Genomic DNA, 20,283 nt, shown 5'->3' with positions numbered 1-20,283 from the left:
ATCAGGAGAAATGAATGCCCGCTTACGTCGTACTAACCCGTGAACACACCCACGACACCCAAGAGATGGAGCGCTACGGCGAGAAAGCAAAAGCCGCTCGCGAAGGCCACGATCCGCAACCGCTCGCTTTTTATGGAGATTTTGAAGTGCTGGAAGGCAGCGCGATGGAAGGCGCAGTAATCCTACGCTTCTTCGACATGGCCGCCGCCCGCGCCTGGTACCAAAGCCCCGCCTACCAGGAAGCCCGCCAACACCGTTTCCTGGGAGCCGACTATCGCGTCTTTATCGTTGACGGTGTTCAAGAAGCGTAAAGCGTAAAACCCCCCGCCTTTAAAAGCGGGGGTTTGCGTTGGCTGCCTAAATAGCCAAATCCATCGGTTAGAGTCCCCGCCCTGTAAAGCCTACGGATGGGTGATAGGGCATCACCAGCGATAGCTCACTTTCGCGCTGATTTCGCGACCCGGATTATAGTAATCGGCGGTGCTTGAACCGACCACGTGCTGCTCGTCGAGCAAGTTGCTGACATTGACGGCTAGATCGGCGTCTTTGGTGAGCTGATAGCTGAAGGCTGCATCGAAGAGCGTTGCCGCACTGCTTTTTGACGTATTGGCGACATCAAAGTAGTAGGAGCCGATGTAACGGGCGCCGAGGCCAACACTCATATCCTGGCTTGGCAAGGTATAGTAGCCCCACAGCGACGCCGTATGTTTGGGTGCTGCAGTGAACTCGTTACCCTCTCTGGCTGCGTTACTGTCGCGTACCACTTCCGACTCCATATAGGAGTAACCACCGGCCACGCTAAAGCTATCGGTCAACTCAGCTTTCGCTTCCAGATCAAGACCCCGTACGCGGGACTCACCCACGGTTTCCCGCTCGATAACGCCATTGTCCTGTACAACCGAGATGGTGACGTCGTCCCTGGTTAGGTCATAGATGGCCGCCGAAAACAGCGCATTCGTACCAAAGGGGGCGTATTTCGCACCAATTTCGTACTGTTCGCCCCGTTCAGGCTCGACGCCAACCGTGGGTGGTGCGACCGACTCCACCATGCTGACATAGGTAGAAATTTCGTCGGTGACCCGATAGGTCAGCGCACCGCGAAGTGAAGTCTCAGAGAAGTCATCGGAATCGGTAACGCCCGCCATGTTGGTGCTTGAGACATCCATCGAGTCGTTGCGCACACCCGCTGTCACGATGAATCGGTCATAGAAGGACAAATTCTGGGTCAGGAAAACCGACTCGGTGGTGAAGTCCTGCTTGTTGCGGCTATAGACGTTCGGGCTACTCGGGGCACCGCTAAAGACGGGATTTGCGATATCAATGGAGGTCGCATCCCCGTAAAACGAACGGTCTTCGGTGGAAGCATCGCGATACTCGACACCCACGAGCGTGCTGCTGTCGACCTGATCAAAGCGGGCGTCGTATTGCAGGATAGCGTTGCCGATCAACTCCTGGGCTTCGTTGTCCGTTCCAAAATAGTCGCGATCCACCACGCTGCCAACTCGCGCCGCGGAGTCAGTGATATAAACGTAGCCGAAGTCATCAGTCAGGTCGCTATAGCGCAGATTACCCCGCAGCGTCAGCCCGTTGTTGAAATCATGGGTGAGCTGTCCGGTAAGGCTGGTACGCTCAACATCGTGATAATTAAAACCAGGCTCACCAAAGAACTCGCTGCGGTCGTACTCCCGGTCGAGCGGATAACCACCGCTATTGGGGGTGTCGTCACGTTTCAGGTAATCGAAGATAACGCTTGCGGAGGTGTACGCCGTCGGCTCCCAGGTCAGGCCACCCATCAGGAAGCCATTGTTGTCTTTGGAGTGATCGTATTCGCGGTCGCTGTCTCGGATGGTGCCGGTAAAGCGGTAGGCCACTGTCTCGTCAGCGTTCAGCGTGTCACCCACATCAACACCGGCTTCTTTTGCGTCAAATGAACCGTAGGAGAGATACCCCTCTCCAAAACGCTCAAAGCGTGGCCGCTTGCTCACGAAGTTGACCGAACCACCTGGATCCGCCGGGCCAAACAGGGTGGAGTTGGCCCCACGCAACACTTCAACGCGTTCGTAGGCGTAAGGCTCTTCGCGTACACCGCGCATTGAGCCTAGCGTAAGCCCGTCACGGTAGGTGGTGGCCTCGAATCCGCGAATTTTAAAATAGTCGTTACGGTCATCGGTGCCGTAATAATCAGTGAGGACGCCTGGCGTATATTGCAGCACTTCCTCGGTGGTAGAGGCGTTGCGCTGCTCAATTTCCTTCTCAGTGACGACCGACACGGAAGCGGGGGTATCAAGGATACTGGTAGCCACCTTACCGCCGACCCATAGCTCTTGGGCCACTATCGAGTTGGCATCATCATCAGCGTAAGCCTGAGCATTGACGATAATGGGAGCAAGGCGATAGCCCTCATTACCTTCACTGCTCTCGCCGGTTTCCTGGGCGTTCCCGATCATGGGAATAGTCACCAGCGTGGTGCCGCACAGAATGGCGGTAGTGGTCTGCTGCCACCGTAACCAACTTGCGTTGCGCCGGACTGTGCTACTGCTATCAGTCATGTTGAAGATCCCTTGAAATGAATAAACCTACCCTCGCGCCTTGTGATTCTCTTTTGAAAGGCCGGCAGAGTATCCAAAGCTAGCATCCCCGAGTCAAGAGTGATAATGTCAATCACAATCATTTAGTTAAACTTTTGATAATAATTACAATACACCGTGACGTCATGCATCACCCGGACTACCCGTCATATATCTAGGCGCTGCGTGCTTACCACGCAGTGAGGATTATTCGTCATTACGTCTTAAGCTTTTGGAGAAGGCTATGGCTCTGTTCCATAGAAGTCTGAGTGCTTACGTGGCGCTTATCGCTGCGTGCAGCCTCGGCGCTTTGCCCGTTGGCGCGCAGCAATATCCCCTTGAAATCGAACATGCCCTGGGCACCACCGTGCTTTCCGAGAAGCCCGAGCGGGTAGCGACCGTGGCCTGGGCCAATCACGAAGTGCCGCTGGCCCTTGGCGTGGTACCGGTCGGCTTCGCGGCCGCCAACTTTGGTGACGACAACGACAACGGGCTACTGCCCTGGGTGGAAGCCCGGCTTGACGAGCTGGATGCCACGCCCCCCGCCCTGTTCGACGAAGGCGACGGGATTGATTTTGAAGCCGTGGCTGCCAGCCAGCCCGATGTGATTCTGGCGGCCTACTCAGGGCTTAGCCAGGCGGACTACACCACCCTGAGCCAGATTGCCCCGGTGGTAGCCTACCCCCAAGGCCCTTGGGCAACCAACTGGCGCGCGATGATTCAACTGAACAGCGCAGGGCTCGGCATGGCGGAGGATGGCCAGGCGCTCATCGAGCAAATCGAGACACAGATTGCCGATACCGCCGCCGACCATCCTAACCTTGCGGGCAAGACAGCCATGTTCGTGACCCACCTTGACCCCACCAACCTAGGGCGCATTTCGTTCTACACCGACAACGACGCGCGGGTGCGGTTTTTCCATGACCTGGGGCTGGCCTCGCCTGAAGTCGTCAAACAGAACTCTCCCCCCGGTAAATTTGCTGGCGAAATCAGCTCTGAATTGATCGATGAGCTCAACGATGTGGATATTCTCGTCACCTACGGCGGTCAGCCGCTGATCGATCAGCTCAACGCGCACCCGCTTACCTCCCGCCTGCCTGTAGTAGAAAACGGCGCCATTGTCATGCTCGGCAATACCCCGCTGGGCACAGCGGCCAACCCTACCCCCATGTCGATCTCATGGTTACTGGACGATTATGCAGACCTGCTCTCAGAAGCCGCACGCAAGTCACAACGGTAGCGGCCCGGCGTCTGGCTCAAGCGTTAATCGCTCGGTCGCTCTTCGTATCAAACGCAACGCTGCCCGTCGGTTGTCTGGCGGCGCAGCGCTGCTTGTTCTGCTCGGGCTTGCCGCCATGCTCTCTGTGGCGTTTGGGGCCCGGGAAGTGGGCTGGCCGGAAATCGCCGCCGCGCTGAGCGGCCAGGTAGCAACCGTTGGCGACGCTGCCGTAGCCAGCCGCCTGCCGCGCACGTTGCTTGCCATGCTGGCCGGAGCCGCCCTGGGGATTTCCGGTGGGGTCATGCAGGGCCTGACCCGCAACCCGCTGGCCGACCCCGGCCTTCTGGGCGTTAACGCCGGGGCGGCGCTGGCGGTGGTGATTGGCATTGCCTAGTTCGGTATTGACGAGACGACCAGCTACATCTGGACAGCCATTGCAGGCGCCGCTATCTCTGCCTGTGCGGTTTACGCCATAGCCAGCCTCGGCCAGGGAGGCGCCACGCCGCTCAGGCTGGCACTAGCAGGCGCGGCCATTACCGCCGCGCTTAGCTCGCTTGCTACCGCCGTGGTGCTGCCACGGGGTGATATCGGCGGGCTGGTGCAATCCTGGTTAGTGGGTGGTGTGGGTGGCGCGACCTATGAGCAGCTTCTTCCGGTGCTGCCCTTTCTAGTGACGGGTTTTGTGATCACCCTGCTCGCCGCGCGCAAACTCAATATGCTGGCCCTGGGCGATGACACTGCAGCGGGGTTGGGGGAAAAAGTAGCCGTGGCCAGGGCCATGTCGACAGTGGGGGCGGTACTGCTGTGCGGCCCGATTACGGCGGTGTGCGGCCCGATTGGTTTTGTAGGGCTGGTCGTACCCCACGCCTGCCGCCTGCTAGCGGGCGGCGATTATCGCTGGTTACTGCCCTTCTCTGCCCTGGGTGGTGCGGTACTGCTGACATTGTCAGACGTGGCCGGGCGGCTGATCGCCCATCCTTCGGAGTTGGACGTGGGCATCGTGACAGCCTTTATCGGCGCACCGGTGTTTATATGGATTGTGCGCAACCGCAAGGTAGGCTCGCTATGAACCAGCCGCCTCTTAGCGCGATCAGCCATTTCCGACATATTAGAAGGGCGAGCGCTAGGCACCGCGCTCGCATGATTGCAGTGCTTAGCGCTTGCCTACTGGCAGGCGTACTGTTAACCCTGATGGTGGGGCAGTCCTTCACGCCGCTAACCACGGTGGTACGCATACTTGGCGGCGCCGAGGTGCCGGGCGCTGGTTTCACCGTGCGTGAGCTGCGCCTGCCCAGAGCGGTGGTTTCAGTATTAGTGGGCGCCTGCTTCGGCCTGGGCGGCATCGCCTTTCAGACCCTGCTGCGCAACCCGCTGGCAAGCCCGGATATCATTGGTATCAGCACCGGCGCCAGCACTGGGGCGGTGTTTGCCATCGTGGTGCTCTCGCTAAGCGGCCCGGCGGTTTCGATGGTGGCGATTGCTGCGGGGCTGGGCGTGGCGATGTTGATCTACACGCTCTCCTGGCGCCAGGGCGTGACCGGCGGACGGCTGATTCTGATCGGCATTGGCCTGGCCGCGATGCTGCAAAGTATTACCGCCTATCTTTTAATGCGCGCACCCAGTTGGACACTGCAAGAAGCCCTGCGCTGGCTCACTGGCAGCGTCAACGGCGTTCAGCTGGATCAAGCGCTGCCGCTTTTGATCGCCCTGCTCCTGTTCGGCGGGCTGCTATTGAGCCGCCACCGCGACCTTGAAACCCTACGCATGGGTGACGACCTTGCCGCCGGGCTGGGGGTTCGCCTGGCTATTACGCGGGTTGTCGTGGTCATCACCGCTGTGGCACTGGTGGCGTTTGCCACCGCCGTTTCCGGCCCGGTGGCATTTGTGGCGTTCCTTTCCGGTCCCATTGCGGCCCGCCTGATGGGCCGCAACGCCTCACTGCTGATCCCTTCCGCGCTGGTGGGCGCTCTACTGGTGCTGTTAGGCGACTATGCGGGCCAGTTTCTGCTCCCCGCCCGCTACCCGGTCGGCATCGTGACCGGCGTATTAGGCGCGCCCTATCTCGTTTATCTGATACTTCGCGACAACAAAACCCGAGGCACTCTATGAGCGCTTGCTCACTACTCGCCCAGGGCCTGGTGGCAGGCTATGGGGAACGCACCATTCTGGACGACGTTAACCTGACGGTGCCTGCCGGCCAGACCACCGCCATTGTGGGCGCCAACGCCTGCGGAAAATCGACGCTTTTACGCGTGCTTTCACGGCTGCTGACGCCCGCGCAGGGCAGCGTGCTGCTGGAGGGTAACGCCATTCACCAACTGCCCACCCGCCGGCTGGCACAACAACTTGGGTTTCTGCCGCAATCGCCCATCGCCCCGGAAGGCATTAGCGTGCTCGAGCTGGTCAGCCGGGGCCGCCACCCGCACCAGGGGCTTTTCAAACGCTGGAGCGCGGCCGATGAAGTAGCCGTCGCCGACGCCCTGGCCGCCACCCACCTGAGCGAGCTGGCCGAACGCCACGTGGACGAGCTTTCCGGCGGGCAGCGCCAGCGGGTATGGATAGCCATGGCGCTGGCCCAACAAACCAAGGTGCTGCTGCTGGATGAGCCCACCACCTTTCTGGATATCAACCACCAGGTCGATGTACTCGACCTGCTCACCGACCTAAACCGACAGCGCGGCACCACTATCGTGATGGTGCTCCACGAACTCAACTTGGCCGCTCGCTACGCCGACCAACTGGTTGCCATGGCTAACGGCAAGGTTTACGCGGCAGGCCCACCGGGGGAGATTCTGACCGAGCAGATGGTGCGCGAGGTATTTGGCCTGGAAAGCCGGGTTATCGAAGACCCCGTCACCGGCAAACCGATGATGATACCGCTCGGGCGGCATGGGAGGCCTGACTCAGTGTGCCTCGACAGCGGCGCGCCCCTTGATGATTGAGCGGGCAAGCATCAGATACCCCACCGAACCACAGGCGGCCATGGCCAAAATGACCGCTTCAAGCGTATGCGGTAGCAGTGCAGACAATCCACTCAGAATCCCAGCGATGCCGAACTGTGCGGCACCCAGCAGCGCTGCGGCCGTCCCACTGCTGGTGGGAAAGAACTCCAAAAAGCAGGCCTGAATATTCGGCGAGATCGCCCCCACCGCGCCGATTGTCAGCATCATGGCGGCGAGGAAGGCGTAAAGCGACCAATCCATAAAGGCAGCCATCACCAGCAATAGTATGCCCACTGCCTGACAGCCCGTTGCCAACTGCAGGATACGCAGTGACGGTAGCCTGGAAAGCAGCACTCGATTGAGAATATTGAAGATAAGCATCGCGACGATATTCGCCGCAAACAGCATTGAAAAGCTTGAAGGCGACTGGCCGAAATGCCCCTGATAGATAAATGACGCATAGGTGATGAACATCATCAGGGTAGAAAACGAGGCGGCCTGCCAAACGATGAACGGCAGGGCCGGCTTTGTCGTCAGCACCAGTTTATAGCGCGCCAGCAAGCTCATCTTAGGGCTCTTCGCGCGGGACACCTTGCCCGTGCCGGTAAAAATCACCCGCACCAGCAACGGCACCAGCAGCACCGCGTATACCGCCAAGGCGAAAAAGATAGTGTGCCAGGAACCCAGCGCCAGAATCGCGCTGCCTACGCTCGGAGCGATTCCAGGCGCCAGCACCATGATAAAGCCCATCATCGAGAACAGCTTCGCGGCGTCGCGGCCCGCCACCCGGTCGCGCACTAACGCCGGTACCGACACCAGAGTCAAACCGGCGCCAATGGCCTGAATTGCCCGCCCGCCGAGCAGGGTGTTCAAGGAATCCGCCATACCAATGACAATGCTTGAGAGCGCAAAAATCGCCAGTCCGCTCATAAGCACTCGCTGGCGCCCGAAGCGGTCGGAAAGCGCACCGCCGATCAACTGACCCAACGCCAACGCAAATACATACACCGAAACACTCAACGATACCGCCTGCTGAGAAATCCCCAGCGATTCGCCGATAACCGGAAAGGCTGGCAGATACGTATCCATGGAAAACGGGCCCAGCATCATGGTCATTGCCAGGCTCAGCACCACAATGAAAGGCGTTTTAGATTGGGTCATAGAAGCTCGCGGTAAAAGGGCATAATGATGGACAACACCCACGATATGATACCGACTGATGTCATCATGGCAATCGAATAGAAAATGAGGGGGTGGGCTGCAAGGCGGTAATCGACTAAACACTTAGCCAGTTTGTTATCGGTTTGCTCGGCTATGCATTAAAAACTATTCTTAAAACCAAGCTTAAAACTAAGTTTAAAACCATGCTGAAAGCATACCCCCAACGAGAAATGAGGAGGCAAGGATGTCTATCCCCCAGCCAGAGCGACTTCATCTCGACAGCGATGCAACGACCGGCTACCCCAACTCCCCTCTCCCGGTGCTGGTTTATCGCCAGGTTCTCGACCTCAGTAATGCCGAGGAACGGGCCGAGTCGTTCGAAGCCATGTTCAAACGCCACGGCTGGCCACCAGCGTGGCGCTACCACCTGTATGACTTTGACCACTTTCACTCCACCGCCCATGAAGCACTAGGCATCTTCCGCGGGCAGGCCCGGGCACGGCTGGGCGGCCCTAACGGCCAGGAGCTGATGCTTTACCCAGGCGATGTGCTGGTGCTACCCGCCGGGGTTGGACATGCCAGCCTAGAGGCGGACGATGATTTCTGCATGGTCGGCGCCTACCCAGCAGGGCAAGAGCCAGAGATTGAGCGCGGCGACCCCACACAGCTTGCTGCAGCGCAAACGCGAGTGGCTGCCGTTGGCTTACCCGAGGATTCTCCGGTAGGTGGGCCACTGGCAGAGCTATGGGGGTAAGCTCTTAGAAGATGAAAGGCAGGCAGCAATATAATGGGAGGCAATGCCTATAGTGATGAGCATTGCTATGGCGTATCTTACCCAAGCGATCAATAGCGGTGAAAAGCTATCACCCAAAAGTTTTGCGATACCATCCACAACTGGAACAATAGGGGACGCTATTGCCATAAGCCCTATACCAAATGAGGCCGTTCGTCCCCTCACTGTTTTCGGCTATAGCATGATCTAACTTGCATTACCTGAGTGAATAGAAAGATTTTCATTACAAGAATCCAAGTTTCTGCCCATTGGCCTGGAACCACTAGATAACGTTGTAAGAATAATGCTAAAGGACTGATACTGTAAAAGTCCACGGAAATTCCAGGGATTGTAGGGCGGTACTCCTCTAACTCAACGTAAATGAATTAGGTACAATATTGAAGGGACAATACCTATCTCGTTAGTTCCCTGGGTTACAGGAGGCGACGCAGGTTGACCCGCTTTCTATCTATAGGAGCTGGATAAAGTGACCTCAGCGGCTGTGATTTTTGATATGGACGGTCTTTTGATCGATTCCGAGCCCTTCTGGACAAAAGCGGAGAGAATGGTGTTTTCATCCGTGGGTGTTGAACTGTCGGACTCATTATGTCGAGAAACCGCAGCGATGACGACACGAGAGGTTACTGAATTCTGGTATCGGCGTTTTCCATGGAAGCACAGATCCATCAAAGATGTCGAAAACGATGTCATTGACTGCGTAGACGAATTGATAAGAAAGCATGGCGAGCCTATGCCAGGCGCCCAACAGATAGTGAGCTATTTTTACAGTAGAAACTTCAGGGTCGGTTTATCGACAAACTCCCCCTACCTATTGATCAATACCGTTCTGAAGAAACTCGATATTGCCCAGTATTTCCACGGAATTTCGTCATCGGAGCATGTGGAAAGCGGAAAGCCTGACCCCGCTGTCTATATCTCTACGTTGCAAAAGCTAGAGGTTCATCCGGAGCATTGCATTGCTTTTGAAGACTCTGCATCAGGAGTTAAGGCAGCAAAGGCGGCAGGAATCAAGACTATTGCCGTGCCACCGGCACACGACTTTGATAAGCCAGACTACTCCTTGGCAGACAGTAAATGGCGATCCTTATGGGAATTCTCAGAGAAAGCCTTCTATTTGACGTAGCCTCATTCAGCCGGGAGTGACTAGCCTGATCGTTTCATGTTCCAGAAGGTCGCATAGATCCTGAGCAGCGGGTGAAGCATTCGAAGAGCGAAGCAGCTTCAGCGAAATCGCTGGAAGTTTGGGAAGACCAAATTTCTCGCCAGAACACTGAACTCCTTCGGGCATACCATGTTCAGTTCGCACGGCAAGCCCAAGGTTTGAGCGAAGTGCGGCCCAAATGCCCGGCAGACTAGGTGTGGTAACCGCCACACGCCAACGTTTGCCAGCTTTTTCAAGTGCACTGAGAGCCGACTGCCGAAAGAGGCAGGGATGGTCGAACAGCACCAATGGTATCCGGTCAACCCGAGAATCGAATACCAAGCTTTTGTGCGCCATCCAATGCATAGGCAGTTTGCCGATCAGCTCGCCATCACTTCCAGATGAGCTTTCTGGGCAGAATGCAATCGCAGCATCCAGCCTTCCAGCTCTAACTTCCTCGGCTAGAACGTGATTAGGACCAGCCTGCACCTCGACATGAATCCCTGGATGCAGGCGGGAGTATTCAGACAAGGTTGCCGGCATCACATCTTCAAAGAAATCCTGAGGCAGGCCCAGCCGGACCGTTGCCGTGGTGGCTGTCGCGCCAAGCGCGAGCGCGGCTTCATCATTGAGAGCGATGATGCGTCGAGCATAGGCAACCAGTGCCTCGCCTGCATCAGTGGCAACCAGTGTTCTACCTTTGCGGACAAACAGCTGAGTGCCTGCCTGCTGCTCCAGCTTCTTCAGTTGCATACTGACTGCTGACTGTGAGCGACCAAGTTGTGCGGCCGCACGTGCGAAGCTGCGCAAATCGGCTCCGGCAACGATGGCGCGTAACGCATCAATATCAAAGGCTATATTCACTTCAAAAATCCAAAACTATAACTTCAAATATATTCGTTATTCAAAAGTTTATGCCAGTGCTAGCATTGGCGTCAATTCAGGTGTGCTGTACACCTTATTGCCAATCAGCCCTCCTTGAAGGTTCAAGGAAAGAGAGTGAGATAGCTATGAGGCTTCAAACAACCGGTTTCCCAGTATCGAATCAGGGGATAATGCCAATCGTGCTTGCAGGTGGCGTTGTGCTGGCACTGTCATTTGGAGTTCGAGCTATCTTTGGTGGTGTGGTTGAGCCACTCTCGGATGAATTGTTCGGTGGCAGTATCGGGGTATTCTCGCTTTCCATCGCCATTCAGAATTTGGTGTGGGGGCTCGCACAACCGGGCTTCGGAATGGTCGCCGACAAGTTTGGTGATCGGCGCGCACTATGGCTGGGGTTCATGTGCTATGTGCTTGGGATGATGGTTTGCGCCCTGGGTACGACACCCTTGGTTCAACACTTTGGCGCTGGAGTGCTTGTCGGTATGGGGGTCTCCGGTACTGCATTCGGCATCATTTTAGCCGTGGTTGGCAGAGCCGCGCCAGAGGACAAACGCAGCTATTATCTTGGTATAACATCGGCCATGGGCTCCGCCGGTCAAGTCGTTATGCCATTAATGGCGTCGTGGTTGACGGAATGGCTCGACTGGCGGTTGATGATTATTGTCATTACCGGCGCACTTCTACCCATTGCTATGTGTATTCCTTTTCTTCGTGTGAATGAATCACTGTTGTCCAGTAGCGCTGAGTATGCTCCAGTCACTCAAACGGTTCGATCTGCATTTGGCCACCCGAGCTATTTGTTGCTCAACATGGGATTTTTCGTATGTGGCTTTCATCTCGCGTTTATCACAGCGCACCTGCCTAACTATGTACAGCACTTCTGTGTTTCCTCTGCTTCTCCGGATGAATTGCGTGCCTTGGGTCTTCAGGCCCTGGCTCTGGCTGGGTTGGCAAACATCTTTGGCACGTTGCTCGCTTCGCAGCTTGGCATGCTGTTTCCCAAACCCTATGTGCTATCGGCGATCTACGTCCTTAGGGCTTTGGTCATCCTCATATTTATCTCGCAGCCTGTCACACCAGCATCGGTGATGATTTTTGCATTGGTCATGGGAGGACTATGGCTTTCCACGGTTCCATTGACCAGTGCGCTAGTGCTTACCATGTTTGGTTCTCGTGCGATGGGGACTTTATTTGGTTTGGTATTCCTAAGTCACCAACTTGGAGGCTTTTTTGGAGTCTGGCTGGGCGGTGCCCTGTTTGATCGCTATGCCAGTTATGATCAGGTTTGGTACCTCTCAATTATTCTGGGTGTGCTTTCGGCCATTGCCCATCTTCTCGTACAGGAACGACCAGCACCTCCAAAAGGTTTGGCCTATGATGGATAACATCCTATTACTTTTGATGGCTGCATTCCCCCTGATGGGTAGCCCAGGCCCTGCAACCCTGAGTCTTGCAGGCATTGGCTCTGCGTATGGTTTTAGGAGGGGGCTGCGCTACATGTCTGGAATTGTTCTGGGGACGGTAGTGGTCTTGCTCATGATTGCTGCCGGTATCACGGCTGTGGTTCTCACCAAGCCATTGTTGCTCGTGGCTCTGTCGAGTTTGGCTGGGATCTATATTCTGTACCTAGCTTTTCGAATAGCCACGGCGCCCGTCGTTAAGGATGCGAAGTGCTTTGGCAGTGCGCCGGCGTTTTTGCCTGGTTTTACACTTGCAGTGATCAATCCAAAGGCTTTCGCCGCCATTGGCGCCGTCTATTCGAGTCATACGATTGTAATTGATAATCTGGCGGCTGATACAGGCTGGAAACTGTTGTTGCTGTCCTTGGTGATACTTATATTCAGTATTATCTGGCTTACCTTTGGTGCAGCATTTGCCAAGTTTCTAAGAGATCCGGTTATCGGACGAGCAACAAATATCATCTTTGCCACCATGTTGGTTTTGTCGGTGGGGGCTCTGTGGTTAGGAAGGTGAGATGATTACAACATCACGCGCTAAACATTCGATGTCCCACCTGCCCAATCAGTCGGTCTACTTGGCCTTTTTGTCATCTGCGCTTGACTTAGCCAGACAGTCTCTTGCTCCAGCGTCACCTCAAAGTGTGCTTGTCAATCTTAGCTGGTGAATATCTGTATTTGCTGATCATCATGAATGTTGCCTAGGCTTGCATCAAGCACCACACATCTCCCAAGCAAGCACCAACACCGGGTGATTTGCCGACAGTAACACATACGTCGCGGTGCCACTCACTGCCATGGGCAACAACAATCAATGTACCCGTCATCGCCGTTACTCCATAGGACGCACACCACTCTCCGTTCAACGACACGGCAGCCGCCTCGCCAAGCACAGCGCCCACGGCGATGAAGCCGACCCCATCGGTGGCTCACTGAAAACCTCGTGGAAGCAAGCATCATAAAGAGGGCAGAACCCTGCTTATAGAAGGTATGATTTCGAAACACCCACTTTATACCAACGAGGAGATCCAATACCCGCTTATGTCGTACTGACCCGCGAATGCACCCACGATGCCGAGGAGCTTTCGCGCTATGGCGAAAAGGCAAAAGCTGCCCGCGAAGGCCACGACCCACAGCCGCTCGCCTTCTACGGCGATTTTGAAGTACTGGAAGGCAGCGACATGGAAGGCGCGTTGATTCTGCGCTTCCCCGATATGGCCGCTGCCCGCGCCTGGTATGAAAGCCCCGCCTACCAGGAGGCTCGCAAGCACCGCTTCCAGGGCTCCGACTACCGCGTATTTATCGTTGACGGTGTTCAAGAAGCGTAAAGCGCAAAAACCCCGACTAAAAAATGAACTGCACCCCAAAAGTTGGACACTCATCCAACGATTGGGGTGTTTTTCATGGCGAAATATAATGAAGCGTTCAAGCTATTAGTAGTACAACGCTACACAGAAGGACAAGAGGGTTATAGAAGGCTGGTCAAACAGTACGGTCTTGATCACGCCACCGTCAGGCGTTGGGTTAAAAGCTATGAACATCATGGCCTGAGCGGCTTGCAGAAGAATTTCAGCCGCTACAGCGCTGAGTTCAAATTGTCGGTGTTGCAAAGGATGAGACAAGAGTATCTCTCAGCCCGACAAGCGATTGCCCTGTTCAACATCCGAGGTAGAGTGGGTGTCGTACGGGAATGGGAAAGACAGTATCATGAAGGAGCCTTCCAGGCGTTGGAGCCTAAACCCCGAGGTTGCCCGACGAAGATGCCCACAGCAGAGCCACCCAAGCCGCCACTTCCAGTGACTGAAAAGAGCTCTCTGAAGCAACTGCTCCAAGAGAACGAATACTTGCGTGCTGAGGTGGCCTACCTAAAAAAGTTGAGAGCCCTGCGTCAGGCCAAAGAGCAAGCCGCGCAGCAAAAGCGCGGGTAGTCCTTGAACTGAAGCAAGGCCACCCTTTGCCGATGCTGCTAAAAGTAGCAGAACTGTCGTGTAGCACATTCTATTAGCAGGTAAGTGTTCATCAGCATCTGGATGATCGGCATGCTGGTCTGAAGCGCGGGCCGAGTCGTTCGAAGCCATGTTCAAACGCCACGGCTGGCCACCAGCGTGGCGCTACCACCTGTATGACTTTGACCACTTTCACTCCACTGCCCATGAAGCACTGGGCATCTTCCGCGGGCACGGCTGGGCGGCCCACGGCCAGGAACTGATGCTTTACTCAGGCGATGTGCTGGTGCTACCCGCCGGGGTTGGGCATGCCAGCCTGGAGGCGAACGATGATTTCTGCATGGTAGGCGCCTACCCACCAGGGCAAGAGCCGGAAATAGAGCGCGGCGACCCCGCACAGCTGGAAGTAGCACAAGAACGAGTGGCTGCCGTTGCCTTACCCGAGGATTCCCCGGTAGGTGGTTCATTAGCTGAGCTGTGGCGGGAAGACTCTTAGCAGGTGGAGGGCCACTGGCAAGCTCGTCGATTGATTGGCTTTTCGACTAAATGGGACAGTTAGTCCTGTTGCCTTTCATAACTTCAGAATTTCTGAAATAAAAATTTCTAAAATCATGTTGCTAGCTCCTGAGTTAACTAACTCATGAAGCTACCAGTGCCCTCATGTGAGGGTAAAATACTATATAAATGTCATTCGGTATCTTATAAATATCATTAATGAACAACCAAGCCGCTCAATTTGGGCGGCTTGACTGTTTATTGCCAATGTATGGCAATGCTAACAGAGCGTATTCCTACGCCTGATTAGAACGGTCCGTAATTAATCAATACGGCAATAACCACGAAGGCAATACCCACTAGCGTCCAGAGGCATACCAACGGAAACGCGAAACGTACCCAGTTACTCCAAGGCACTCCGCCCACGGCGAGTACAGACATCAACACCCCCGATGTCGGCGTAATAATATTGGTAATTCCATCCCCAAGCTTGAATGCGATCACCGCTGTTTGCCGAGTGATATCGAGCATATCCGCAAGCGGTGTCAAAATCGGCATCACTACAGCTGCTTGGCCGCTACCAGAAGGCACCAGAAAGTTGAAAAAGAGATTGAATACAAAGACAGCGAGCGCACCCAACATGGGGGGGAGCGTACTTAAGGGCACAAAAATTGAATTCACTACCGTATCGAGAATCATGCCCTCGGCCATTAGCACCGTAATGCCTTTGGCAATACCAATAATGAAGGCACCATAAAGCATACCTTTGGCACCCTTCATGAACATCTGCACAAATTCATTAGGCGAGAAACGAGCGAGTGCAGCGCTTCCTATTCCATTGATCATAAAGATGGCTGAAAGCTCATTAACGCCCCACCCCCACCCTAAAGAGCCATAAATAAACACCGCTAGGCAGGCAACAAAGAAGCTTAAAATGACCAGATGCCGACGTGTAAACGTTAAGTTCTCATCATCGGTTCCAATGGCTTCAGTGCTAAAGGACTGACTCCCCATTAGACTACGGCCGGGATCGTCGCTAATGCGTTTGATATACCGACACACATAAGCAATTGTCACTGCCAGTAGCACGAAAAATAGCGCCACCCTAAGCGGCGCGCCAGAAAATAGCGGCAGCCCTGCTATAGATTGCGCGATACCCAGCGTAATAGGATCGAAAACAGCAGCCGCTGAGCCCGAAAAATAGCCCAGATAGACAATGGCGATCCCCGCGATCGCATCTAACTTAAGCGCTCGTGCCAACACAATACCCAGTGGAATAAAGGCAATAACGGCATTCGACCCAACGCCAATGGCAGATATCACACCAAATACAAAAGACACCACAATCGCGAGCAGATATTTACGCCCCCGGGCTTTATCAACCAGGCTTTTGATACCCGCATTGATCGCACCGGTAGACTCCACCACGGCAATCGCACCGCCCATTACCAGAACTAAAGCAATTAGGTTTGCTGAGCTGATAAAACCGCTCTGAATAGAAAGAAAAATATCGAAAAAATTAAGGCCGCTAGATTCCACCAGATGAAAACTGCCAGGAATAACCGTAGGCCGCCCCTCTGTGGTTCGCTCAAACTGGCCCGAGGGGATAAAGAAACTCAATAACCAAGCCACCATTAGTAACCCAAACAGAATTACAAAGGCATCAGGCATGGCCATTCTTTGTATTGATCTAGTTTTCACGTTGAAATTTCCTGAATATTTATTCATATAATTATTTATTTAATGTACTGGCAAAAGGCTTAATGGCCTATCAGACCTGCCTTATCAACGCCGCCAGCATCGCCGCACGCGGTACAATTGAGGCTATTTCGATATGCTCATATTCCGCATGGGGAGCAGCGCCGGTTGCGCCCAGCCCATCAAGTGTGGGAATACCTTTGGCTGCAGCGAAATTGCCGTCGCTTCCTCCGCCTACCGAGGCTTCCGTAAGCTCAATGCCGACTGCACTGGCAGCGTGCTGGGCAAGCGCAAATAGACGAGCCGTAGCATTTGTGCGCTCCATCGGCGGGCGCGTCATGTCACCGCTAACGGTTAGCGTTACACTGGGATGAAATGGGGTACTTTGATAAATGGCATTGTAGAGTCGCTCGGCTTCTTCCAGCGTCGTTACCCGAACATCAATACCTAACTCGGCTTTCTCTGGCACGACATTAAGCGGGCCTCCGCCACTTACCATCCCAACATTCACTGTGGTTCCTAGACTAGGGTCGGCCAGGCTATGTAAGTACTGAATCTGGTGGGACAGTTCCTCAATCGCACTCACCCCATCTTCAGGGTTATTGCCTGCATGAGCTGCTTTACCCGTTATATGCATGTAAAAGCGTCCAGAACCTTTACGTGCCGTTTTCAAAGCGCTGCCATTCGCCGTAGCAGGTTCAACAACCAGCACCACATCGCTAGCCACCGACTCCTCTTCAATTCGTTGTCGCGAAGAAGGGCTACCTAACTCCTCGTCACTGGTACATAGAAAACGAATGCGGGCATCGGGAAGCGCATCGAGTTCAACGAGTGCTTTGACAGCCCAAATGGCTTGAACAATACCTGCTTTCATATCCAGAATGCCGGGGCCGTAAAACTTGTCCACCTCACGGCGGATAGCGAGTCGGCCGATATCCCAAACCGTGTCGAAATGCCCCAAAATAAGAATCTGACGATCCCCCTCTCCTAGCGTGAAGCCAATATGGTCGCCCTTTTCAGTTTGTGGAAACGTTTCCGCCTGACATTGGAGTCGGTCTTGAAATAACCGACGCAACAATTGACCACAGGCGTCCACTGCGGCTTTATCATTGGATGGCGATTCAGCACGTACTAACGCTTCAATATCATCGAGAATAAAACGTTGATGCTCTTGCAGATAAGTGTGAAGGGTATTCATATAGCCTCTCGAATAAGAATGACGGCCTCTAAACGGCAGCAACCCAAAACAGCGTTGTGCTATTAAATAAGCGCACGGTCAGTATGTGAGGGGCGTAACAAGGAAAGAATAAGAAGTGCGCAGCTGAATCGTTGCGTTCAAAGCAACGGTTAAGAAGCCGGAGAAGGATAAAGAGAATGGTGCAACAACGCATGGATCAGGGAATTACCGAACATCGGCTGGCTTACCTTTACGAGGTTGCCCTGCACGGGGGCGTTAGAGCGGCAGCCGAATCGGTCGGCGTCAACCCTTCGGCCATCAGCCGCCAAATAGCACTGCTTGAGCGCCATCTGCAAATTCCCTTGCTCGAAAAACAGGGAAGAAACGTCGCGGTGACCCAGGCGGGAAAGCTACTGATAGAGCACCACCGGGAAATGCTGTATCGGCGGCGTCAGTTAGCCGAGACACTGCAGGATATGCGCCACTTGCGTCGAGGCAGTGTCAGCCTACGGGTCGGGCAGGGTATGATCAGTGAATTTGTGGAAGGGCCTCTCCAACAGTTCAGCGCAGATTACCCTGATGTGTTTGTGGATATTCACTCTGGCAATATGAGTGAAACAATCAACATGATGCTGCGAGGCAAAGTGGACATGGCGATCAGCTTTGGTCCATTAGGCGATCCTCCGGTCATGGTTCGCAGTTTTAACCGCGGCCCCATTTGTGCCATTGTGCCGCCACACCATGCCCTGGCAGGCCTTGAAGCCATTACGCTTGAAACCCTGGCTCCCCAGCGATTGATCTTTATGGCAGAACAATTCGGCATCCAACAGTACATCAATGAAATGTTCAGCAGCCAACGCTTAGCCCCGCTGCCCGCTTACCAGTGCAATCACTTTTCAACGGCTATTGCGCTCGCAATATCAGGACTAGGTATTGCCTTCATGACGCGGCAATCTGCCCGCCCGCTGGTTGATCGTGGAGATATCGTTGCGATACCAGTCGAACATCCTTTATCGCATACCGCTACCTGCCACCTCATCCGTAGCCAAGGGAGAAGGTTCACTCCTGCCGCTGAACATCTATGGAAAGTACTCGCGAGTTCAATGCAATCACAGTCTGCCGGAAAGCACAGAGCTTAAAACAGGTAACGCTATTCGCGTCCAGTAATACACGCACATGAGGCTGACAAGGCAACCCGCCATGCTCACTTTGATAGCTAGCACCGTGGCGAGAACCATATGGATCTGCCAGAGCCCAACCAACATCACTCATGCGCTCCCACTTTGTCTGAGTGGCTCCCCAGCATCAAAAACACTACCACCGTCAGCAATGCGATGAGAATCGCAGCAGCGGTGAGCAGGATTGAGTGCGTGGTGGAGAACGCCGCCTTCGCGGCCATAATCAGGACATCCGCTTTATCTGCATCAAGCCCTTGTGCCACAACAACGCTGTCGCTCATTGAGCGCGCGGCCTGTGCACCGAGGGCTGGCTCCAAGTCTGGCGGCAGTACAATGGTGCTGCTATATATGCTCGCCATGAAAACCCCAAACAGAGTGATGCCTAGCCCACTGCCCAGCTCGTAACCGGTGGCTTCCAAAGAGCCAGCAGCCCCTCCTTTACTGGCGTCCACGGCCCCCATAATGGCAATCGAGGAAGCGGTCAGTCCAATGCTCAGGGTTAGCCCCAGCACGGCCAACGCTGTTGGCACTGTCCAGTTAGGCGCGTGTAAGTCCGCCTGCGCCAGATAACCCAACGCGGCTGCAGCGAACGCCATCGATAAACTGGCCACCAGCCTTAAGCCAAACCGGTTGGAAAGGTAACCTGCAACGGGCCCACCGACGGCAGCCGCCGCCATGATCGGCACCATGAAAAGACCGGCCTGCAACGGCGTCTTGCCCAGCACATATTGCAGCTCTTGCGCCAGCGTCAGCTCAACACCGGCCAGGGCGCCAGCGGCCACGAGCGCCATTACCATACCGGCGACAATGGCCGGATGGCGAAAGAGTGATAGATCCAGCATCGGCATCACCGAACGCAACTGAATACGTGCAAACCACGCCAGCAGGACTAGCCCCCCGAAGAGCACCAATCCAGTACGCCATAGTGGCTGCCCCTCTCCCATCCCGGACTTGATGCCGTAGACCACCGAAATGATACCGACCAGCAAAATCAGCGCCTGACCAAAAGACCACTTGCCTGGTGTCGTCGCCTCGCGGCGCGGCAGCAGGCCATAAACGACCGGCGCCACCACCAGCATGATGGGCACATTAATGAGGAATACCGAGCCCCACCAGTAATGCTCCAGCAAGGCACCACCAATCAAGGGGCCCACTGCGGCACCGGCGGCCCCCACCGTTCCCCACAGGCCAAGCGCCATCGCACGCTCGCGCTCGTCCTCGAAGGTTTTGCGGATGACACCCAACACACAGGGCATGATCATCGATCCACCCATGGCGAGCAGCACCCGAGCACCGATCAACATAGCGGGTGTCGTCGAGAATGCCGCCAGGAGGGACGCCACCCCGAACACCGAGAGACCGGTCAGCAGCACACGGCGCGTACCAACTCGGTCAGCCAGCGTACCCATCGGCACCAGCAGGCCTGCCATCAGCAATGGGTAAATGTCGATGATCCACAGCACCTCAGTACCCGTGGCCCCCAGCGCTGGCGTCAGCACAGGCACCGCGACGTGCAGAATGGTCATATCGATGACAACAGGTAGGAACGCCAGCATGACGGCAAACAGCACTAGCCAACGTTGCGGGATAGCAGAAAGCATTAGCCACTTAACTCCTAAATAATCGA

Annotated in this window: 19 protein-coding genes and 1 pseudogene; 14 read left to right on the top strand and 6 right to left on the bottom strand. The window is 55.1% G+C overall.

Features of this window, described 5'->3' with window-relative positions:
* Window positions 1-14 precede the first annotated feature (14 nt).
* A complete protein-coding gene (locus ACXUPB_RS04300) occupies window positions 15-311 on the top strand; it encodes a DUF1330 domain-containing protein (RefSeq protein WP_472955551.1) in 297 nt (98 codons plus the stop codon).
* 111 nt (window positions 312-422) lie between these two features.
* On the opposite strand, the gene ACXUPB_RS04295 is transcribed toward ACXUPB_RS04300, so the two are convergent.
* Complete coding sequence (locus tag ACXUPB_RS04295; protein WP_472955549.1) at window positions 423-2,549, bottom strand: TonB-dependent siderophore receptor; 2,127 nt, start codon at window positions 2,547-2,549, stop codon at window positions 423-425.
* A 262-nt stretch (window positions 2,550-2,811) separates the two neighbouring features.
* On the opposite strand from ACXUPB_RS04295, the gene ACXUPB_RS04290 reads away from it, so the two are divergent.
* The 4 genes and pseudogenes from ACXUPB_RS04290 (at window position 2,812) to ACXUPB_RS04275 (ending at window position 6,728) form a co-directional block, all read left to right on the top strand.
* Window positions 2,812-3,807: an iron-siderophore ABC transporter substrate-binding protein gene (locus tag ACXUPB_RS04290; RefSeq protein WP_133733011.1), complete on the top strand. Its 996-nt coding sequence runs from the start codon at window positions 2,812-2,814 to the stop codon at window positions 3,805-3,807.
* Window positions 3,764-4,855: pseudogene (locus ACXUPB_RS04285) on the top strand (FecCD family ABC transporter permease). Before ACXUPB_RS04290 ends, ACXUPB_RS04285 begins: the two are co-directional and overlap by 44 nt.
* A 71-nt stretch (window positions 4,856-4,926) precedes the next feature.
* Complete coding sequence (locus ACXUPB_RS04280; RefSeq protein WP_244286586.1) at window positions 4,927-5,895, top strand: FecCD family ABC transporter permease; 969 nt, start codon at window positions 4,927-4,929, stop codon at window positions 5,893-5,895.
* Window positions 5,892-6,728, top strand: a complete 837-nt coding sequence (locus ACXUPB_RS04275) for an ABC transporter ATP-binding protein (RefSeq protein ID WP_133733009.1) — start codon at window positions 5,892-5,894, stop codon at window positions 6,726-6,728. Before ACXUPB_RS04280 ends, ACXUPB_RS04275 begins: the two co-directional genes overlap by 4 nt.
* On the opposite strand, the gene ACXUPB_RS04270 is transcribed toward ACXUPB_RS04275, so the two are convergent.
* Window positions 6,690-7,889: a multidrug effflux MFS transporter gene (locus tag ACXUPB_RS04270; protein WP_472955546.1), complete on the bottom strand. Its 1,200-nt coding sequence runs from the start codon at window positions 7,887-7,889 to the stop codon at window positions 6,690-6,692. The genes ACXUPB_RS04275 and ACXUPB_RS04270 overlap by 39 nt on opposite strands.
* Before the next feature lie 244 nt (window positions 7,890-8,133).
* Here ACXUPB_RS04270 and ACXUPB_RS04265 point away from each other — a divergent pair, with 244 nt between their 5' ends.
* Complete coding sequence (locus ACXUPB_RS04265) at window positions 8,134-8,643, top strand: cupin (RefSeq protein WP_472955545.1); 510 nt, start codon at window positions 8,134-8,136, stop codon at window positions 8,641-8,643.
* Between the two features lie 505 nt (window positions 8,644-9,148).
* Window positions 9,149-9,805 carry a hexitol phosphatase HxpB gene (gene hxpB / locus ACXUPB_RS04260; protein ID WP_281662292.1) on the top strand — a complete coding sequence of 219 codons (657 nt, stop codon included), beginning with the start codon at window positions 9,149-9,151 and terminating at the stop codon, window positions 9,803-9,805.
* 6 nt (window positions 9,806-9,811) lie between these two features.
* Here the strand turns inward: hxpB and ACXUPB_RS04255 are convergent, their stop codons facing one another.
* A complete protein-coding gene (locus ACXUPB_RS04255; RefSeq protein ID WP_472955542.1) occupies window positions 9,812-10,687 on the bottom strand; it encodes a LysR substrate-binding domain-containing protein in 876 nt (291 codons plus the stop codon).
* Between the two features lie 146 nt (window positions 10,688-10,833).
* On the opposite strand from ACXUPB_RS04255, the gene ACXUPB_RS04250 reads away from it, so the two are divergent.
* From ACXUPB_RS04250 to ACXUPB_RS04225, 6 genes are all read left to right on the top strand, one after another.
* The gene (locus ACXUPB_RS04250; protein WP_179916724.1) at window positions 10,834-12,090 is read left to right on the top strand and encodes an MFS transporter; all 1,257 of its coding nucleotides are present in this window, start codon (window positions 10,834-10,836) and stop codon (window positions 12,088-12,090) included.
* Window positions 12,080-12,679, top strand: coding sequence for a LysE family translocator (locus ACXUPB_RS04245; RefSeq protein ID WP_179916723.1), 600 nt, complete (start codon window positions 12,080-12,082; stop codon window positions 12,677-12,679). Before ACXUPB_RS04250 ends, ACXUPB_RS04245 begins: the two co-directional genes overlap by 11 nt.
* A 280-nt stretch (window positions 12,680-12,959) precedes the next feature.
* Entirely contained in the window at window positions 12,960-13,124 is a 165-nt protein-coding gene (locus tag ACXUPB_RS04240) for a hypothetical protein (protein ID WP_472955539.1), read from the top strand.
* A 69-nt stretch (window positions 13,125-13,193) separates the two neighbouring features.
* The gene (locus tag ACXUPB_RS04235) at window positions 13,194-13,490 is read left to right on the top strand and encodes a DUF1330 domain-containing protein (RefSeq protein WP_179916731.1); all 297 of its coding nucleotides are present in this window, start codon (window positions 13,194-13,196) and stop codon (window positions 13,488-13,490) included.
* Between the two features lie 75 nt (window positions 13,491-13,565).
* Complete coding sequence (locus ACXUPB_RS04230) at window positions 13,566-14,090, top strand: helix-turn-helix domain-containing protein (RefSeq protein ID WP_179916721.1); 525 nt, start codon at window positions 13,566-13,568, stop codon at window positions 14,088-14,090.
* Between the two features lie 148 nt (window positions 14,091-14,238).
* Window positions 14,239-14,604: a cupin gene (locus tag ACXUPB_RS04225; RefSeq protein ID WP_179916720.1), complete on the top strand. Its 366-nt coding sequence runs from the start codon at window positions 14,239-14,241 to the stop codon at window positions 14,602-14,604.
* A 305-nt stretch (window positions 14,605-14,909) separates the two neighbouring features.
* On the opposite strand, the gene ACXUPB_RS04220 is transcribed toward ACXUPB_RS04225, so the two are convergent.
* Window positions 14,910-16,274 (bottom strand): YfcC family protein, encoded by a 1,365-nt coding sequence (locus tag ACXUPB_RS04220; protein WP_179916719.1) that lies wholly within the window; start codon window positions 16,272-16,274, stop codon window positions 14,910-14,912.
* A gap of 100 nt (window positions 16,275-16,374) precedes the next feature.
* Window positions 16,375-17,499, bottom strand: a complete 1,125-nt coding sequence (locus ACXUPB_RS04215; RefSeq protein ID WP_179916718.1) for a M20 family metallopeptidase — start codon at window positions 17,497-17,499, stop codon at window positions 16,375-16,377.
* 176 nt (window positions 17,500-17,675) lie between these two features.
* Here ACXUPB_RS04215 and ACXUPB_RS04210 point away from each other — a divergent pair, with 176 nt between their 5' ends.
* Window positions 17,676-18,617 carry a LysR family transcriptional regulator gene (locus ACXUPB_RS04210; RefSeq protein WP_218927751.1) on the top strand — a complete coding sequence of 314 codons (942 nt, stop codon included), beginning with the start codon at window positions 17,676-17,678 and terminating at the stop codon, window positions 18,615-18,617.
* 125 nt (window positions 18,618-18,742) lie between these two features.
* On the opposite strand, the gene ACXUPB_RS04205 is transcribed toward ACXUPB_RS04210, so the two are convergent.
* Window positions 18,743-20,257, bottom strand: a complete 1,515-nt coding sequence (locus ACXUPB_RS04205; protein ID WP_179916717.1) for an MFS transporter — start codon at window positions 20,255-20,257, stop codon at window positions 18,743-18,745.
* Window positions 20,258-20,283 lie beyond the last annotated feature (26 nt).

It is taken from the genome of Vreelandella sp. DA03-1M, from assembly GCF_055725665.1.
This window is presented reverse-complemented; position numbering and strand designations above follow the sequence as displayed.

Excerpts from the sequence above, each read along its gene's own strand:
- ACXUPB_RS04265 (WP_472955545.1), top strand. The coding sequence starts at position 8,134 with ATGTCTATCCCCCAGCCAGAGCGACTTCATCTCGACAGCGATGCAACG.
- ACXUPB_RS04250 (WP_179916724.1), top strand. The coding sequence starts at position 10,834 with ATGAGGCTTCAAACAACCGGTTTCCCAGTATCGAATCAGGGGATAATG.
- ACXUPB_RS04290 (WP_133733011.1), top strand. The coding sequence starts at position 2,812 with ATGGCTCTGTTCCATAGAAGTCTGAGTGCTTACGTGGCGCTTATCGCT.
- ACXUPB_RS04240 (WP_472955539.1), top strand. The coding sequence starts at position 12,960 with ATGGGCAACAACAATCAATGTACCCGTCATCGCCGTTACTCCATAGGA.
- ACXUPB_RS04230 (WP_179916721.1), top strand. The coding sequence starts at position 13,566 with ATGGCGAAATATAATGAAGCGTTCAAGCTATTAGTAGTACAACGCTAC.
- ACXUPB_RS04205 (WP_179916717.1), bottom strand. The coding sequence starts at position 20,257 with ATGCTTTCTGCTATCCCGCAACGTTGGCTAGTGCTGTTTGCCGTCATG.
- ACXUPB_RS04280 (WP_244286586.1), top strand. The coding sequence starts at position 4,927 with ATGATTGCAGTGCTTAGCGCTTGCCTACTGGCAGGCGTACTGTTAACC.
- ACXUPB_RS04275 (WP_133733009.1), top strand. The coding sequence starts at position 5,892 with ATGAGCGCTTGCTCACTACTCGCCCAGGGCCTGGTGGCAGGCTATGGG.
- ACXUPB_RS04215 (WP_179916718.1), bottom strand. The coding sequence starts at position 17,499 with ATGAATACCCTTCACACTTATCTGCAAGAGCATCAACGTTTTATTCTC.
- ACXUPB_RS04245 (WP_179916723.1), top strand. The coding sequence starts at position 12,080 with ATGATGGATAACATCCTATTACTTTTGATGGCTGCATTCCCCCTGATG.
- ACXUPB_RS04225 (WP_179916720.1), top strand. The coding sequence starts at position 14,239 with ATGTTCAAACGCCACGGCTGGCCACCAGCGTGGCGCTACCACCTGTAT.
- ACXUPB_RS04295 (WP_472955549.1), bottom strand. The coding sequence starts at position 2,549 with ATGACTGATAGCAGTAGCACAGTCCGGCGCAACGCAAGTTGGTTACGG.
- ACXUPB_RS04300 (WP_472955551.1), top strand. The coding sequence starts at position 15 with ATGCCCGCTTACGTCGTACTAACCCGTGAACACACCCACGACACCCAA.
- ACXUPB_RS04220 (WP_179916719.1), bottom strand. The coding sequence starts at position 16,274 with ATGCCTGATGCCTTTGTAATTCTGTTTGGGTTACTAATGGTGGCTTGG.
- ACXUPB_RS04210 (WP_218927751.1), top strand. The coding sequence starts at position 17,676 with ATGGTGCAACAACGCATGGATCAGGGAATTACCGAACATCGGCTGGCT.
- ACXUPB_RS04270 (WP_472955546.1), bottom strand. The coding sequence starts at position 7,889 with ATGACCCAATCTAAAACGCCTTTCATTGTGGTGCTGAGCCTGGCAATG.